The organism is Microbispora sp. NPDC004025 (genome assembly GCF_053604425.1).
In genome coordinates this window covers 86441-102897 of the sequence record NZ_JBSGHN010000016.1, presented here as the reverse complement: position 1 = coordinate 102897, position 16457 = coordinate 86441, and the positions used below count along the sequence as shown (strand labels likewise).

Genomic DNA, 16457 nt, shown 5'->3' with positions numbered 1-16457 from the left:
CGCCGGCGGGCCGGTCGCCTGCTTTCACCCGAAAGGTAACTCATGAGCCTGCACGTCGACGCCGGGCAACCCACCCGGGCACCGATGCCGCCCAACCGGAGGCACGTCCGGCCGAGACCGGGCCGGTCCTTCCTGACCTGGCTGGACCTCAAGGCCGCGCCGTACCTCCTGGTCTCCCCGTACTACATCCTCTTCCTGATCTTCGGGCTCTTCCCGCTCGCCTTCACCCTCTACTACTCGTTCTTCGACTACGACCTCACCGGCACGGTCGAGTGGACGGGCCTCGGCAACTTCACCGCCCTGCTCGACGACGCCGCCTTCTGGAGGGCGGTCGTCAACACCCTCGCGATGTTCCTCATCGCGACGGTCCCGCAGATCCTGCTGGCGCTGCTGCTGGCCAACGCGCTGAACAAGCGGATGAAGTTCCAGCTGTTCGTCCGGCTGGGCGTCCTGCTCCCCCTCGTGACCTCGGTCGTCGCGGTGGCGGTCGTCTTCACCCAGCTGTACGGCCGCGACTGGGGCGTGGTCAACTGGGTGCTCGGCTGGTTCGGGGCCGACCCCATCGACTGGAAGGCCGAGCGTCTCCCCTCCTGGCTCGCCATCGCCACCATGGTCGACTGGCGCTGGACCGGCTACAACGCGATCATCTTCCTGGCCGGCATGCAGACGATCCCCAAGGACCTCTACGAGGCGGCCTCGATCGACGGCGCGTCCCGGCGGCGCCAGTTCTGGCAGATCACCGTTCCGATGCTCCGGCCGACGATGATCTTCGTCGTGCTCAACTCGACCATCGGCGGTCTCACGCTGTTCGCCGAGCCGACCACGTTCTACAACGGCAACGTCCACGGCGGCACGACGAGCCAGTTCCAGACCGTCTCGATGTTCATCTTCGAGCAGGGCTTCCGCGAGTTCGACTACGGCTACGCCTCCGCGGCCGCCTGGCTGCTGTTCCTGCTCATCCTCATCGGATCGGCCATCAACTTCCTGCTCATCCGCCGGATCGGGGGCAACAAGTGACCACGATCTCCGCACCCGCCGGCACGCGGCGCCGCGCCAAGGCGCCGAGTGGTGCCACCAGCCTCTGGACCGCCACGCCGATGACGAGGCTCGTCCTCGCTGTCACGATCATCATCTCGGCGTTCCCGCTGTATTACATGATCGTCATCGCCTCGCGGACCAACACCGAGGCGACCGACATGCCGCCGCCGTTCCTGCCCGGCGGCAAGCTCGGGGAGAACGTCCAGCGCGTGCTGTCCAACCCCGACGCGCACTACCTGACCGGTCTCACCAACTCGCTGATCATCGCCTGCACGGTGACGATCTCGGTGGTGCTGATCTCGACGTTCGCCGGCTTCGCGTTCGCCCGGCTGCAGTTCAAGGGCGGCAAGGTGCTGCTGCTGCTGGTGCTGCTGACGATGATGGTCCCGCTTCAGCAGATGGGCATCGTCCCCCTCTACCGCCTCATGGTCAGCCTCGAATGGGTCGGCTCGATCAAGGCCGTGATCCTGCCCTTCCTGCTCAACGGCTTCGGCGTCTTCCTCATGACGCAGTACACCCAGCAGGCGGTGCCCAACGAGCTGATCGAGGCCGCCCGCGTCGACGGCGCCTCCACCCTGCGGATCTGGTGGAACGTCGTCCTGCCCGCCGTACGGCCGGGCATGGGAGTGCTGGGCATCAACACGTTCATGCTGATCTGGAACGACTTCATGTGGCCGCTGATCGTGCTGACGCCGGACAACCCGACGGTCCAGGTCGCCATCAACTCGCTCAACGCGAAGTACGGGACGGACTACGTGCTGATCTTCAGCGGCACACTCATGTCGATCCTCCCGCTCATCGTCGTTTTCATCGCGTTCGGCCGACAGATCATCGGCGGACTCATGGAAGGTGCGGTCAAGGCGTGACAACGCAAGACACACGACCCGAGGCAGAAGCCCCCAGCCTGATGTTCCCCACCGGGTTCGTCTGGGGCGCCGCCACCTCCGCGTACCAGATCGAGGGCGCGCTCACCGCGGACGGGCGGGGCCGCTCCATCTGGGACACCTTCTGCAGCCAGGACGGGCGGATCGTGGGCGGCGACAACGCCGACACCGCGATCGACCACTTCAACCGGTACCGCGATGACGTCAAGCTCATGGCGGACCTCGGCCTCACCGCCTACCGGTTCTCCGTCTCCTGGCCGCGGATCCAGCCCGACGGCTCGGGCGCGTACAACGCCAAGGGCCTCGACTTCTACAAGAGGCTCGTGGACGAGCTGCTCAGCTACGGCATCGACCCGTGGCTGACGCTCTACCACTGGGACCTCCCCCAGGCCCTGGAAGACGCCGGCGGGTGGCCTTCGCGCGACACGTCGAAGCGCTTCGCCGACTTCGCCGCGACCGTGCACGCCGAGCTCGGCGACCGGGTCAGGCACTGGAGCACGGTGAACGAGCCCTGGTGCTCGGCGTTCCTCGGCTACGCCTCCGGCGAGCACGCCCCGGGCCGGCGCGAGCCTGCCGCCGCGCTGCGCGCCGCGCACCACCTCAACCTCGCGCACGGCCTGGCGGTCCAGGCGATGCGGGCGCAGAACGCCGACTCGCAGATCGGCGGATGCGTCAACGTCTACCCTGTCACGCCCGCCACGGGCAGCGAGGCCGACCAGGACGCCGCCCGCCGCATCGACGGGCTGCAGAACCGGTTCTTCCTGGACGCGCTGCTCAAGGGCGCCTACCCCGAGGACGTGCTGGCCGACCTCAGCCACCTGTCCGACATGGAGTTCATCCAGGACGGCGACCTGGCCACGATCTCCGCGCCGCTCGACATGCTGCTGATCAACTACTACAGCCGCTTCACCGTGTCGGGCGCGCCGGGCGGCGCCGCCTCGGCCGCCGCCGCGCCGACGGACTCCGGCTCGCCGTGGATCGGCAGCGAGCACGTCGGCTTCGTCAACGGCGGCCGCCCGGTCACCTCGATGGGCTGGGAGGTCGACGACAGCGGCCTGTACGAGATGCTGCGGCGCATCGCCGACGAGTACCCGCGCGTCCCGCTCTACATCTCGGAGAACGGCGCGGCCTACGACGACACGCTCGGCGAGGACGGCACCGTGCACGACCCCGAGCGGGTCGCCTACATCGACGCCCACCTGCGGATCTGCCACGCGGCCATCGAGTCGGGCATCCCGCTCCAGGGCTACTTCGCCTGGTCGCTCATGGACAACTTCGAGTGGGCGTGGGGGTACGGCAAGCGTTTCGGTCTCGTCTACGTCGACTACGAGACCCAGGCCCGCACCATGAAATCGAGCGCTTTGTGGTATGCCGACACCATCAGACACGGCGGACTGCTGAGTCGGGCACAATAAGCGCAGAACGCGATAAGGGGGCAGTATAAATGAACGGGGACCGCCGTTCCGGAGGCCGGCCGACTCTGGAAGCGGTCGCCGCGCGCGCCGGAGTCGGCCGCGGCACCGTGTCGCGGGTCATCAACGGCTCGCCCAAGGTGAGCGACCGGGCCCGCGACGCGGTGTTACTGGCGATCCAGGAGCTCGGTTACGTGCCCAACCGGGCGGCGCGCACCCTCGTGACCAACCGGACGGACACCATCGCGCTGGTGGTGTCGGAGTCGGAGCAGCGCGTCTTCGACGAGCCGTACTTCGCCGGGCTGATCCGCGGCATCGGCTCGGCGCTGTCGGAGACCGGCCTTCAGCTCATCCTCACGATGGCGCAGAACCGTGCCGAGCACGACCGGCTGGAGCACTACCTGACCGGACAGCACGTCGACGGCGTGCTGCTCACCTCGGTGCACGGCGCCGACCCGCTGCCGGGGCGGCTGGAGGAGATGGGCGTGCCGACCGTGCTCGGTGGCCGTCCGGTCGGACTCAACCCCTACAGCTTCGTCGACATGGACAACCGGGCCGGCGCCCGGCAGGCGGTCAAGTACCTGCTCTCCAAGGGCCGGACGAAGATCGCCACCATCGCCGGTCCGCAGGACATGGGCGTGGGTGTCGACCGTCTCGCCGGATACCGCGACGCGCTGCTCGCCACCGGCATGAGCGAGCGCGTGTCGTACGGCGACTTCTCCGAGGAGAGCGGATCGGCCGCCATGCGCGAACTGCTCGCCCGCCACCCCGATCTGGACGCCGTGTTCACGGCCTCCGATCCGATGGCGCTCGGGGCGCTGCGCGTGCTGAAGGAACAGGGCATGGTGGTGCCCGACGACGTCGCGGTGATCGGTTTCGAGGATTCCAAAGTCGCGCTGCACACCGATCCGCAGCTGACGAGCGTGCACCAGCCGACCGAGGCCATGGGCCGGCAGATGGTCCAGCTCCTGATCGCCCGGATAAACGGCGAGCCGCTGGAGCAGCCGGTCGTCATCCTCGACACCCACCTGGTGATCCGCGCCTCCGCCTGACGAGGCCACGCATACGCCGAGACCGCCGCGCACCCGAGGGTGCGCGGCGGTCTCACGGCATTCCGGCCAGGGGCGGTGTCAGTCTCCGGGCCGTGCCGGCGCCGGTGGGGCGGCCGCGGAGAGGGCGCGCAGGTCGTCGAAGGCTTCGAGGAGATGGGCGTCCAAGCTCTGTGAGGGGTCGTCGATCCAGGCCTGGACCGCCTGGTGAAAGGCGGCCCAGCCGGTCCGAGCGGCCAGGCCGGCCAGCCGGTCGCCGACACCACGCTGCCGCAGTGCCTCCGCCACGGCTTCGGTGAGCGACGCGGTCTTGGCCAGGTCGCGTTCACGCAGCGCCGGTGTCACCGCGATGACCTGTAGCCGTGGTTCGGCGAACGGGCGATTGCCCTCGAGGATGTGCTCGACCTTCCGGAAGGCGCGCAGCAGTGTTTCGAGCGGCCCGAGACCCTCGGGCGCTTCGGCCACCGCCCGCGTAAGCGCGGCGCGCAGGTCGGACTCGCCGTCGAAGAGCACCTCGCGCTTGTCCGGGAAGTGCCGGAAGAACGTGCGTTCGTTGACACCGGCGCGGGCGGCGATCTCGGCCGTGGTGGTCTGGTCGAACCCGCGATCCCGATACAGCTCCAGGGCCGCCTGCTGAAGGCGGCGGCGCGCTTCCGCTCCGCTTCGTGGCACCCGCCGAGAATACCGCGTACGCCAGTTGGTGGCGCTACTTGACGTCAGTGACTGGCACTACGTAAGGTCAGCGACTGGCATTACCTTAGTGCCAGTTACTGGCGTTATTCGGGAGAGTGTCACATGCACGTCTTTGTCACCGGTGGTTCCGGCCAGACCGGCCCCGCAGTCGTCGCCGAGCTCATCGCGGCCGGCCACACCGTCACCGGTCTCGCGCGCTCGGATGCCGCCGCCGCCCGGCTGGAGTCGCTGGGGGCCACGCCGCACCGCGGTTCCCTGGACGACCTCGACAGTCTGCGGACGGGCGCCGAAGCGGCCGACGGGGTCCTGCACATGGCCTACGGCGGCGACTTCTCCGACCTCGACGACATGATGAGACGCGACCGGACCGCGATCGAGACGCTCGGCCGGCCGCTGGAACACTCGGGCAAGCCGCTCGTCGTCACCTCCGGCACCCTGGTCATGCCCGCCGGCCGGGAGACCACCGAGAAGGACGAGCCCGACGCGGCCGGGATCGCCGCCTTCCGCATCGCGGGTGAACGAGCGTGTCTGGGTTTCGCCGCCCGGGGAGTGCGGGCGAGCGTGGTCCGTCTCGCTCCCACCGTCCACGGTCCCGACGACCACGGTTTCATCCCCATGCTCATCACCACCGCGCGGAAGACCGGCGTCTCGGCCTACGTCGGAGACGGCGCCAACCGGTGGCCCGCGGTGCACCGGCTCGACGCGGCGGTCCTGTTCCGTCTGGCACTGGAGAAGGCACCCGCCGGCAGCGTGCTGCACGGAGTGGCCGAAAGCGGCGTCACCCTGAAGAGCATCGCGGAGACGATCGCCCGCGGCCTGGATCTGCCCACGGTCTCGCTGACCCCCGAGGAGGCCGCGACGCACTTCGTGAGCCCGTTCATGGCCATCGCCTACGGCGTCGACGGGCCCGTCTCCAGCTCGTACACCCGGGAACTGCTCGGCTGGTCGCCCAGTCACCCGACACTGCTGGAGGATCTGGAGCACGGCGATTATCTGGTCACGCCGACCTCCTGACCCGCCGATGCCGCCTTGGTCGACGGCACGAGGCGGACGCCCCGGCAACACAGGGCGGACGCCCCGGCGACACAGGGCGCCCGCCTCGCGGTCAGTGGTCGGCGGACGAGAGCAGGCGCTCGGCCTCCTCCTCCGACATGTCCTCCAGCTCGGCCACCAGCAGATCCTCCAGCGCGACCGCCAGCTCGGCCACGGTGCGCCGCTCGAAGATCGTCCGCACCGGGACCTCCACCCCGGTCGCCCGGCGCAGCCTGGCCGCGATCCTCGTCGCGAGCAGCGAGTGCCCGCCCAGGGTGAAGAAGTCGTCGTGCACGCCGATGGAGGCGACGCCGAGCAGTTCCGCCCAGATCTCGGCCACCAGGAGCTCCGCGTCCGATTCCGGCGGGACGTGCCCGGCCGACGGCGCCCGGACCGGCGCGGGCAACGCCGCACGGTCCACCTTGCCGCGGCTGGTCAGCGGCAGGGAGTCGAGCACGACCCACGCGGTGGGGACGAGGTGGCGCGGCAGGGTCCGCGCGAGGTGCGCGGCGAGCTCCTCCCCCGTCGCGGTTCCGGTCACGTACGCGACCAGTTCCTCGGCGTGGACCGTCACGAACGCCTGGCCGACGCCCGGATGGTCGAGCAGCCGCGCCTCGACCTCGCCCGGCTCGATCCGGAAGCCGCGGACCTTGAGCTGCCCGTCGATCCGTCCGAGGAACTCCAGCGCGCCGTCGTGGTTCCAGCGTGCCCGGTCCCCGGTGCGGTACCTGCGCGATCCCGGCGGTCCCAGCGGGTCGGGGACGAAGGCCGCGGCCGTGAGCGCCGGGCGGCGCAGGTAGCCGCGTGCCACCCCGGCGCCGCCGATGACCAGCTCGCCGATCGCGCCCTTCGGCACCGGCGCCCCGGCGGCGTCGAGCAGGTGGACCGTCGTCGCGCCGATGGGCAGGCCGATGGGCGGCCTGCCGTACGGCGTCGCGCCGAGATCGGCCGCGGTCGCGATGACCGCGGCCTCGGTCGGGCCGTAGGTGTTCACCAGGCGGACACCGTCGCCGAACCGGCCGCGCCAGCGCGCCACCGCGCCGCCGGACGCCTGCTCGCCGCCGATGACGACCAGACGGAGCCCGGGCGGCCAGGCGATCTGGTCGATCTCCTCGACCAGGTGGTGCCAGTACGCGGTGGGCAGGTCGAGCACCGTGACCCGTTCCCCGCCAGGAGAGGCCAGCAGGTCGGGCAGCGTCGCCGCCCCGCCGGGCAGCAGCACCAGGGTCGCCCCCGCGGCGAGCGTGGGGAAGACCTCTTCGAGGTGGGTGTCGAAGCTCAGCGACGCGAACTGGACGACGTGATCGCCGGGCGCCAGGCCGTACTCCTCGCGCATCCACCGGATCCGGGACGCGATGGCGCGGTGCTCCACGGCGACGCCCTTGGGCCGCCCGGTGGAGCCGGAGGTGAAGATCACGTAGGCCACGTCGCCCGGGTGCGTCTCCTCCGGGCCGCCGGAGGCCGTCCCGTCCGCATCGGCCAGCGGGTCGACGGCGGTGAACCCGGCGGGCAGCGCCCGCTCCGTGATCACATGCGTCGCCCCGGCGTCCGCGAGCGCGAAGGTCAGCCTCTCCTCCGGCTCGTCCGGCTCGAACGGCAGATAGGCCGCGCCCGCCCGCCAGACCGCGAGCAGGGCGGTGATCGCCTCGACCGAACGGGGCAGGCAGACGCCGACCACGTCGCCGGGGCGCACGCCCCGCGCCCGCAGCGCCGCGGCGAGCCGTGCCGCACGCCGGTCCAGTTCCGCGTAGGTGACCTCGGTCTCCCCGCAGACCACCGCGACGGCGCCGGGCGTGCGCCGGACGGCCTCCGCGACCATCTCGGGGACCCCCGGTCCGGGGGTTTCGGCGCCGTCCCCGGCCATGGACCGGATGTCGGCCTCGTCGTCGGCGGTCCACACGCGCAGCTCGGAGATCCGGCGCTGCGGCTCGGCCACGACCGACTCGAGCAGGCGCAGGAAGCGGTCGGCGAGCCGGCGGACGGCCTCCGCCTCGTGCGGGGAGCCGCTGGACCCGTCGTGGCCGAACGATATGGCGATCTCGCCGTCCTCCAGCCACGCCTCGACGTACAGGCCGAGCTTGACCTGGCGATATCCGTGCGGGAAGGCGCCGACGGACAGGTCGCCGAAGGGCCGGGTGGGGCCGGAGACCTGCGTGTGCAGGATGAACATGGTCGGCATCAGCGCCTCGACGGGGTGCCCGACCCGCTCGAACGGCACCGAAGGCCGGCTCATCGCCGTCAGCGCCTCCTGCCTGGTACGCCCCAGCAGTTCGACGAACGACGGGTTCCCGTCCAGGTCGCCGCGCAGCACGACGGTCTGCGACAGGTAGCCGATCATCGCCTCCAGCTCGACCCGGTCACGTCCGGCGACGGCCGTCCCGACGAGGACGTCGGTGTGGCCGGTGTGCCGGTGCAGGAGCACCTGGTAGGCCGTCATGAGCACGGTGAACAGCGTGGTCCTGTGCTCGCGGGCGAGGCGGTCCAGCTCGTCGGCGACCTCCCGGCCGGTCCGGACGATCTGGTACGCCGCCCGATCCTCGTCGCCGGCGCCTCCGGAGCCCTCACCGCCGATGCCGCACGGCAGGTCGGGCGGCGGCGGATCGGCCAGCCGCTCCTGCCAGTACGGCACCGCGCGCTCGGCGCGGCGGCGCTGCCAGCGGGCGTAGTCGGACGGCCGCACCGGCAGCGGCGCCAGGTTCGGCGCGCGGTCCTGCAGGCGCGCGGTGTAGCACTCCGCCAGGTCGTCCAGCAGGATGCCCAGCGACCAGCCGTCGCCGATGATGTGGTGCATCGTGACGCACAGGACGTGGTCCAGCGGCCCGATCGCGATGACGGCGACGCGCAGTGGCACGCCGTGCGCGAGGTCGAACGGCGCGTTCACCCGCTCGGCGACGAGCCGCCGGGCGTGCTCCTCGTCGCCCGCCTGGATCCGTTCGACCGGCGGGAGGGTTCCCGGCGTCCCCGCCGGCTCGGCGACCGCCCAGGGGACGCCGTCCTCCTCCTCGAACCGGGTGCGCAGGCCCTCGTGCCGGGCCGCGAGGTCGGCGAACGCCCCGTCGAGGGCGTCCGGATCGAGGGGCCCGCGCAGCCGGTGGACGAGGTACATGGTGTACGAGGCGTCGCGGGGGTTCAGCCTCTGCAGGAGCCACAGCCGTTCCTGGCCGGGCGACAGGGGCGCCCTCATGATTCCGACGCCATCTCGTCGAGCACGGCCGCCAGGTCCTCGGCGCTGAGGCCGTCGAGCTCGTCGCGGAGCGCGGCGATGTCGGCGAGGTCCAGGTCGTCGTCGTCGAGCCGGTCCATCGCCGCCGCCAGGCCGGCCACCGTGGGGTTCTCGAACAGCACCACGATCGGCACGTTGATCGCGAAGCGCGCCTGGATCCTGGCGATGATCTGGGTGGCGGTCAACGAGTGCCCGCCCAGCTCGAAGAAGTCGTCGTCGACGCCCACCGGCTCCGCGATGCCCAGCACCTCGCCCCACATCGCCGCGAGGTCCTCCTCCAGCGGCGTGGCCGGAGGCCGGTACGGCCTGCTGCGGGCCCGGGTCCACTCGGGCACCGGCAGGGCCTTGCGGTCGAGCTTGCCGTTGGGGGTGAGCGGCAGGGCGTCCAGCACCACGAGATGCGCGGGCACCATGTACTCGGGCACGCTGATGCGCAGCCGGTCCCGCAGGGACGGCCACAGGTCGGCCCCTTCGGGCTCCCCGGCAGCGCTCACGACGTAGGCCACCAGGCGCGGCAGCCCGTCGGGGCCGTCGCAGACGCCGACGGCGGCGTCGGCCACCTCGGGCGCGGCGCGCAGCACGCTCTCGATCTCGCCGAGCTCGATGCGGAAGCCGCGCACCTTCACCTGCTGGTCGGCCCGGCCCAGGTAGCGGAGCCTGCCGTCCTCGATCATCGCCAGGTCGCCCGTGGCGTACAGGCGGGCCCCCGGCGTCCCGGAGAACGGGTCGGGCAGGAACCTGGCGGCCGTCTGGCCCGGCATGCCGCGGTAGCCCCTGGCCAGGCCGGCGCCGCCGATGTGCAGCTCGCCGGCCTCGCCGGCCGGCACCGGACGCCCGTCGGGGCCGAGGATGTGCACCGTCGTGTCGCCGATGGGCTCGCCCAGGTCGATCGGGGCAGGCGCCCCGTTCTCGTCCATCCGGGCCACCCGCCCGGCCGTCGACCAGACCGTCGTCTCGGTCGGGCCGTACACGTTCCAGAGCCGGGCGCCGTCGCCGAGGAGAGCGTCGGCGAGGTCGCGGGGCAGTGCCTCACCCCCGCACAGCCGGGTCGCGATGTTCTCGGGCACGCCGCCGGATTCGAGCAGGATGCGCCAGCTCGCCGGGGTCGCCTGCATGATCGTGACGGCCTCGGTCACGGCGCGCGTCCGCAGGGCGCGGCCGTCCGCGGTCTCGTGCCCGGAGGCGACCACGACCCGCGCCCCGCAGGCCGGCGGCAGGAGGAGTTCGAGCACCGAGATGTCGAACGACAGCGTGGTGACCGCCAGCCAGGCGTCGCGCGGGGTGAGCTCCAGCAGGGAGGCGAAGGACTCCAGCAGGTGGACCACCGCGCCGTGCGGCACGGCGACCCCCTTGGGCCTGCCGGTGGAGCCGGAGGTGTACATGAGGTAGGCCAGGTCCCCCACCGGGCCGTCGGCCGGCGCGTCGGCGGGCGCCCAGCCGGAGACGGGAACGCCGTCCCACGCCAGCTCGACGACGTCCTGCACACCGTCGAGCAGCCGGGACTCGACGCCCTGGCCGGCCAGGACCAGCCGGATGCCCGCGTCCTCCCGCATGTACCGGAGCCGGTCCTCCGGGAAGCCCGGGTCGAGCGGCACGTAGGCGCCGCCGGCCCGCCACACGGCGAGCAGGGCGACGACCATGCCGGGGCAGCGCTCCAGGCACAGCCCCACCGGCACCTCCGGGCCGACGCCGCGGGCGCGCAGCAGCGCCGCGAGCCGGTCGACCCTGTCGATCAGCTCCCGGTAGGTCAGCAGACCTCCGGCGCCGCTCACCGCGACCGCGTCGGGGCTCGTGTCACGCCACCGGCGGATCAGCGCGAGCGCCGTCGCGGCGTCCGTACCCGTCCCCGGCCGCCCGGCACCCGGAGGCGCCGTCGGGCCGCTCACCGCGTCACTCACTTCCATGCACCTTTCACTTCGAAAACACGCTCGCGAACGGGCCGTTCAGCGCGGACAGCCGGATGTCGGGGCCCGCCCCGGCCCTCCGTACGACCTCGGTGAAACCGCCGATGAGGCGGTGCGCGGTCGCGGGCGTGAACAGGTCGCCGCTGTAGTCGAGGACGCCGCCCAGCCCCTCCGGTCCCCGCCACAGGTCCATCGAGACCTCGGACTTCGTGTGGCTGGGCGGGACCACGTGGACCTCCCGGTCGAGGTCGGCGAACCGGGTCCCCAGCAGATCTTCCTTGGGCAGGTTGTGCAGGTTGAACATGACCTGGCACAGCGGCGGCCTGCTGATGTCGCGCGGGACGCGCAACGCGGCCAGGACGTGCTCGTACGGCACCTCCGCGTGCCGCATCCCGGCCAGCGTCGTCTCCCGCACGCGGTCCAGCAGCTCGTGGAACGACGGATCGCCGGACAGGTCGGCGCGCACCACCATCGTGTTGCCGAAGTAGCCGATCAGCGGCGCCAGTTCACTGCGGCTGCGGCCGGCCACCGGCACGCCGACGCAGAAGTCGGTCTGACCCGACGCCAGGGCGAGGGTCGCCTGGTAGGCGGCGATCAGGGCCATGAACGACGTGCAGCGCCGCTTCCTGGCCACCTTCTCCAGCGGCGTGATCACCTCCGGCGGCAGCAGCAGCTGCTCGCGTCCGCCGCGCCCGGACCACCGGGGCGGCCGGGGGTGGTCCGTCGGAAGGTCCAGCGCGGGGGCGCCGGCCAGGCGTCGCGCCCAGAACTCCACGCCCTCGGTGTGGTCCCGCTGTCTCTCCTGGACGGCGAAGCGGGGGTACTGCGTCGGCAGCTCCGGCAGGTCGGGGTCACGTCCCTCGCGTGCGGCGGCGTAGCACTCCGTGAGCTCGCGCAGGAGCACGTCGAGCGACCAGCCGTCCATCACGATGTGGTGCAGGACGATGCACACGACCGCGTCGTCCTCCCCCAGCCCGGCCAGGCCGGTTCGCAGGGGAGGCGCGTTCTCCAGGTCGAACGGGCGGTCGACGAACTCCTTCAACGCCCGTTCGAGGTCCGCCTCGCCGGAGAACGCGATCTTCTCCAGCGGCACCGGTCCCGGCGGCAGCACGACCTGCACGGGGGCGTCCCCGCGCAGCCGGAAACGGGTCCGCAGCACCTCGTGCCGCGCCACGATCCGGGTGAACGCGGCGGTCAGCGCGTCCACGTCGAGCGGCCCGCGCAGCCGCATGCACCAGGGCGTGTTGTAGGTGGTGTCGGCGGGGTCGAAGCGGCTGAGGAACCACAGGCGCTCCTGCCCGGGCGACAGCGGCCACTCCTGCCCGCCGGCGTCGCGGGGCTCGCCCCCGAGGGAGCGCAGCAGCGCCGCCCGGCGCTCGGGGGGCAGCCCGGCCAGCTTCTCGATCAGCGCGGCGCGGCGCTCGGCGGCGGTCATCTGCCCCGGTCGCGTGCGCTCGGCGTTTCCTGGTCGCGTACGCTTCGTGGCCGCATGTCGGTCCACACCGTCTCGATGTGGTCCAGGCATTCCTGGCGGGTGCCCGCGAAGCCGGTGGGCCGCCATCCGGCGGGCGGCTCGCGGTCGCTCCACCATACGGAGAACTGCTCCTCGTCGTTGACGACCACGAGCATCGGGGAATCGGTCATGTCATCTTTCCCAGGGGTTCGTTGAGGGGGACGGCTCCCGGCCCCCGCCCTCGGCCAGGCGGGGACAGCCGGGCCAGCCGGCCGGATCGGCCGGAGGCGCCGCGCACAGGACGTAGTGGTGAGGGGCGAGCACGTCGGTCCGGCCGGTCGCGGCGCGCATGAAGGCGGTGTGGACGGCCTCGGGCGTGTCCAGCCCGGGGCGCGCGAGGAGGTAGCCGGTCAGCCGGGGCGCCCCGTCGTCGCCGTCCTCCAGCGCGACCGCGGCCATGCCGGTCCCGCACGCCCGGCGCAGCAGCGCCTCGGTCTCCGGCAGGCTCACCCAGTCGTGGCCGATCGCCGTCCACCCGGCGGGGCGCGGCACCGGGTCCAGGCCCGCGATCTTCGCGACCTGGTCCAGCAGCACCTCCTCCGAGACGGCCCGGACCAGCAACTCCTCCAGGCCGGTGAGCATCCGCTCGGCGACGGCTCCGGGCAGGAACGCCGTGTCCACCAGCACGTAGAACTCGCAGGTGGACGGGGCGGGACCGGTGGCGAAGAAGATCCTCGCCTTGACCGCGGAGTAGGCGCCGACGAAGAACGTCCTGGTCCTGCCCCGGAGTGTGGCGAGCGCGGCGGCGTCGTCCGGATCGACCCGCGGCAGGCCCTGCCAGCGGCCGCCCTGCCTGACGTCGTTGAAGAAGGCGTCGAGGTCGATGTCGGCGCCGCGCCGCCACGCCTCGGCCTCCCACGCGGCCAGCACGAGCGCGGGGTCGTAGTGCCCGTTCCGGTACGTCGCCATGGTCCTGCGATGTCCGTGCCGCAGCGCGCCGGCGAACGTGCCGTCCCCGAGCTCGATCACGCACAGGCCGTCCTGGGCGGCGGGCCCGGCCATCGCCTCCATGCCCGGGTGGTGCCGGTTCGACACGATGAGCTGCAGCGCCGCCGTACGATGCCCGGTCACGGCGCCGAGCAGAGCGGCACTGGCGACCGTGAGCACGCTGGAGGTCGTCACGCCGTGCCGGGCGGCGAGCGCCTCGGCGGCGACGGCCGCCGCCGGGGAGTCCATCCCGTACCGGACGAAACGCGGCTCCTCGGGTTCCCTCGCGGGGAAGTCGAACATCGAACGAGGCGCGGACGTCAGGCCGGTCCGCCAGTGCCGCAGCGCCTGGCCGCCGGGCGGCGGGTCCGACCCCTCGAAGGCGGCCTGGTCGAGCGGCTGCCAGTCCGGGCCGGGCAGGTCCTCACCGGCGACCAGCCGCGGCCACTCCGCGGCCACCGTGTTCAGCGACCAGCCGTCCAGCGCGAGATGGGACAGCGCGAGGGCGAGCGCGCGTGGCCGGCCCCGCTGACAGACGACCGCGCACCGGATCGGCAGCTCGGCCGCGTAGTCGAACCCGGTCGCGGCCAGCTCGGCGGCCAGCGCCTTGGCCGCGCTCATCGGCTTGGCCGCCGCCTCGTACACGCCGACCGTGAGCCGGCCCTCCCGGCTCACCCGCTGGACCGTGTTTGCTTCGGCGCTCTCCCCGTCCCGGACGAACGCCGTGCGCAGCGTCTCGTGCCGCTCGACGAGACGGCCCACGGCGCGCAGCACCGCGTCCACGTCGGCCGCCCCGGTCACGGGCAGGGTCCAGGGCAGGTTGAAGTAGGGGTCGCCGTCGTCCAGCCACTGGGTGGAGCGCCAGATCCCCTGCTGGCCCCAGGTCAGCGCGGCCTGCCCGCCCCGGGCGCCGCGGAACTCCACGGCGCGCGGCGGCAGCGCCGTGAGACCGGGGGCCTCCACCGCCGGCGGACCCGCGGTCACTTCCGCTGCCCCGCGATGTGCTCGACCAGGCCGTCGAGCGTGTTGAGGTGGCCGCCGTCCAGGTCGACGTCGCAGTCGAACTCGGTCTCCAGCAGGTCGATCAGCCGGAGGTAGGCGATCGAGGTGAGGCCGAGCGCGGGCAGGCTGCAGTCCGCCGCCAGGATGTCGGCGACGGCCAGATCGCCGCCGCTCGCCTTCGACACCAGCTCGGCCACGCGCTCCCTCAGCATGCCTCCTCCCGCAGGCGGGCGACCTCCGCCGCGATCCCGGTGATCGTCGGCTCGTCGAAGAACACGTCGAAGGACAGCTCCACGTCCATCCGCTCGCGCACCTTCGCGATGATCTGGGTGATCGACAGCGAGTGCCCGCCGAGGTCGAACAGGTCCTCGTCCGGGCCGATCTCCGGCATGCCGAGCACCTCGCGCCAGATCTCCCCCACCTCGGCCAGGAACGGCCCCGCGTCCGCCGCGCCGGTCGCCGCGGCCGGCTCGACCGCGCCGTCGACCACGCCGTCGACCACGCCGTCGGCCACCGGGGACGGCAGCGGCAGGCCGGCCAGGTCGGCGTCGGGAGCGGCGGCCACCGCGCGCAGCAGGGAGAGCAGGTCCCCGGCGACGGTCTCGCAGCCGGAGCGGCTCAGGACGAGCGGGTTGAACTGCAGCCGGGCGGCGACGCCGTCCGGCGCGTCCACCACCTGGAGGTGCAGCGTGCCGCGCACCGCGCCGTTGAAGGACATCCAGTCCACCGACGCCTCCACGCCGGGGAACTCCGGCGCGCCTCCGTCACGCCTGCGGTAGCTGACCGACACCGGCGTCAGCGCGGTGCGGGGGCTCACGCCGCCGACGGCGCGCGCGAGCGGCACCTGCCGGAACCGGTAGACCGCCCGCAGCTCCTCGCGCAGGGACCGGGCGAAATCGGCGAACGTCACGGCCGGGGCCGGGGCGGGCACCGGCAGCTCGTTCACGAAGGGGCCGATGTGGTCCCGCGTCTCCTCGGTCCTGGTCGACAGGTCGACGGCCACCGCCGTGCCCTCGTTGCCGTACGCCGCGAGCAGGGTGTGCACCGCGGCGAGCACCAGCTCGAACCGGCTGACGCCCATCTTGTCCGCGGCGACCGCGAGGTCGGCGGGAAGCGCGAAGTCGACGGCCTCGCCGGCCGCGGCGCGGGTCGAGACCCCGGACAGCCCGGGGAGGCGCAGGTCCTGCCGGTCCCGCCAGCGGTCACGCCAGAACTCGGCGGCGTCGCCGAGCAACTCGGCCACCCGGGCGTTCTCCCGCTCGACGGCCTCGCCGTACGTCGTGGGAAGGGCCGGCGACGGCACCCCGGCGTAGGCGCCGGCCAAGCCGCGCACCAGGACGTCCTTCGACATGCCGTCGAAGACGGCGTGATGGGCGACGACGACGAGCAGGTGCCGCTCCGGCGCGAGCCGGAAGAGCGTGAACCGGGCCGTCGGCCCGGTCCGCAGGTCCAGGGCGAGGGACGCCTCGCGCTCGATCAGCTCGGCCGGCTCGCGCCCCGCGCCCCCGGAGGCGTCCTCGAACCCGATCGGCGGCGGCACGGCGGCCGGCACCGGGCGCAGCACGCCGTCCCGCTCGGCCAGTGCCGCGCCCAGCTGGGGATGCGCGCGGACCACGTCGTGGCAGGCGGCCAGCAGCCGGTCCACGTCCAGAGGGCCGTCGAACCGGATGGCCAGCGGCATGTGGTACACGCGGCCCCCGCAGCCCATCTGCTCCGTTATCCACATGCCGTGCTGAGCGAGGGACGCCTGCTCCCCCTCGTCCATGAGCGTCGGTGACAT

At 72.6% G+C, this 16457-nt stretch carries 13 protein-coding genes; 5 read left to right on the top strand and 8 right to left on the bottom strand.

The features are described from left to right. Positions 1–42 precede the first annotated feature (42 nt). From ACWEQG_RS31980 to ACWEQG_RS31965, 4 genes are read left to right on the top strand one after another with little or no spacing between them, the layout of a single operon-like run. Positions 43–1017: a carbohydrate ABC transporter permease gene (locus tag ACWEQG_RS31980; protein WP_169982394.1), complete on the top strand. Its 975-nt coding sequence runs from the start codon at positions 43–45 to the stop codon at positions 1015–1017. Continuing rightward, the gene (locus ACWEQG_RS31975) at positions 1014–1904 is read left to right on the top strand and encodes a carbohydrate ABC transporter permease (protein WP_363467712.1); all 891 of its coding nucleotides are present in this window, start codon (positions 1014–1016) and stop codon (positions 1902–1904) included. Before ACWEQG_RS31980 ends, ACWEQG_RS31975 begins: the two co-directional genes overlap by 4 nt. 41 nt (positions 1905–1945) lie before the next feature. Further along, entirely contained in the window at positions 1946–3337 is a 1392-nt protein-coding gene (locus ACWEQG_RS31970) for a GH1 family beta-glucosidase (protein WP_452290616.1), read from the top strand. Between the two features lie 29 nt (positions 3338–3366). After that, on the top strand, positions 3367–4386 hold the full coding sequence (locus ACWEQG_RS31965; protein WP_346228811.1) for a LacI family DNA-binding transcriptional regulator: 1020 nt from the start codon (positions 3367–3369) through the stop codon (positions 4384–4386). A gap of 78 nt (positions 4387–4464) precedes the next feature. Here ACWEQG_RS31965 and ACWEQG_RS31960 read toward each other — a convergent pair whose 3' ends face one another. After that, positions 4465–5055, bottom strand: a complete 591-nt coding sequence (locus tag ACWEQG_RS31960) for a TetR family transcriptional regulator (RefSeq protein ID WP_452290431.1) — start codon at positions 5053–5055, stop codon at positions 4465–4467. Between the two features lie 123 nt (positions 5056–5178). Here ACWEQG_RS31960 and ACWEQG_RS31955 point away from each other — a divergent pair, with 123 nt between their 5' ends. Then, positions 5179–6090, top strand: a complete 912-nt coding sequence (locus ACWEQG_RS31955) for an SDR family oxidoreductase (RefSeq protein ID WP_452290429.1) — start codon at positions 5179–5181, stop codon at positions 6088–6090. Positions 6091–6181: 91 nt separating this feature from the next. Here the strand turns inward: ACWEQG_RS31955 and ACWEQG_RS31950 are convergent, their stop codons facing one another. The 7 genes from ACWEQG_RS31950 to ACWEQG_RS31920 are packed head-to-tail and all read right to left on the bottom strand — an operon-like array spanning position 6182 to position 16457. Further along, positions 6182–9292: an amino acid adenylation domain-containing protein gene (locus tag ACWEQG_RS31950; RefSeq protein WP_452290427.1), complete on the bottom strand. Its 3111-nt coding sequence runs from the start codon at positions 9290–9292 to the stop codon at positions 6182–6184. Beyond that, complete coding sequence (locus tag ACWEQG_RS31945; protein ID WP_452290425.1) at positions 9289–11229, bottom strand: non-ribosomal peptide synthetase; 1941 nt, start codon at positions 11227–11229, stop codon at positions 9289–9291. The genes ACWEQG_RS31950 and ACWEQG_RS31945 overlap by 4 nt, the downstream gene beginning before the upstream one ends. Before the next feature lie 13 nt (positions 11230–11242). Beyond that, a complete protein-coding gene (locus tag ACWEQG_RS31940) occupies positions 11243–12670 on the bottom strand; it encodes a condensation domain-containing protein (protein WP_452290423.1) in 1428 nt (475 codons plus the stop codon). After that, positions 12667–12879 carry an MbtH family protein gene (locus ACWEQG_RS31935; RefSeq protein ID WP_452290421.1) on the bottom strand — a complete coding sequence of 71 codons (213 nt, stop codon included), beginning with the start codon at positions 12877–12879 and terminating at the stop codon, positions 12667–12669. Before ACWEQG_RS31935 ends, ACWEQG_RS31940 begins: the two co-directional genes overlap by 4 nt. Before the next feature lies 1 nt (position 12880). Continuing rightward, positions 12881–14659, bottom strand: coding sequence for a condensation domain-containing protein (locus tag ACWEQG_RS31930; protein ID WP_452290419.1), 1779 nt, complete (start codon positions 14657–14659; stop codon positions 12881–12883). After that, complete coding sequence (locus ACWEQG_RS31925; RefSeq protein WP_363472981.1) at positions 14656–14889, bottom strand: phosphopantetheine-binding protein; 234 nt, start codon at positions 14887–14889, stop codon at positions 14656–14658. The genes ACWEQG_RS31930 and ACWEQG_RS31925 overlap by 4 nt, the downstream gene beginning before the upstream one ends. After that, the gene (locus tag ACWEQG_RS31920; RefSeq protein WP_452290417.1) at positions 14883–16457 is read right to left on the bottom strand and encodes a condensation domain-containing protein; all 1575 of its coding nucleotides are present in this window, start codon (positions 16455–16457) and stop codon (positions 14883–14885) included. Before ACWEQG_RS31920 ends, ACWEQG_RS31925 begins: the two co-directional genes overlap by 7 nt.

What these genes read in the sequence shown, in the direction of transcription:
- ACWEQG_RS31965 (WP_346228811.1), top strand. Translation starts at nt 3,367, where the DNA reads ATGAACGGGGACCGCCGTTCCGGAGGCCGGCCGACTCTGGAAGCGGTC.
- ACWEQG_RS31980 (WP_169982394.1), top strand. Translation starts at nt 43, where the DNA reads ATGAGCCTGCACGTCGACGCCGGGCAACCCACCCGGGCACCGATGCCG.
- ACWEQG_RS31950 (WP_452290427.1), bottom strand. Translation starts at nt 9,292, where the DNA reads ATGAGGGCGCCCCTGTCGCCCGGCCAGGAACGGCTGTGGCTCCTGCAG.
- ACWEQG_RS31970 (WP_452290616.1), top strand. Translation starts at nt 1,946, where the DNA reads ATGTTCCCCACCGGGTTCGTCTGGGGCGCCGCCACCTCCGCGTACCAG.
- ACWEQG_RS31925 (WP_363472981.1), bottom strand. Translation starts at nt 14,889, where the DNA reads ATGCTGAGGGAGCGCGTGGCCGAGCTGGTGTCGAAGGCGAGCGGCGGC.
- ACWEQG_RS31955 (WP_452290429.1), top strand. Translation starts at nt 5,179, where the DNA reads ATGCACGTCTTTGTCACCGGTGGTTCCGGCCAGACCGGCCCCGCAGTC.
- ACWEQG_RS31920 (WP_452290417.1), bottom strand. Translation starts at nt 16,457, where the DNA reads ATGTCACCGACGCTCATGGACGAGGGGGAGCAGGCGTCCCTCGCTCAG.
- ACWEQG_RS31935 (WP_452290421.1), bottom strand. Translation starts at nt 12,879, where the DNA reads ATGACCGATTCCCCGATGCTCGTGGTCGTCAACGACGAGGAGCAGTTC.
- ACWEQG_RS31940 (WP_452290423.1), bottom strand. Translation starts at nt 12,670, where the DNA reads ATGACCGCCGCCGAGCGCCGCGCCGCGCTGATCGAGAAGCTGGCCGGG.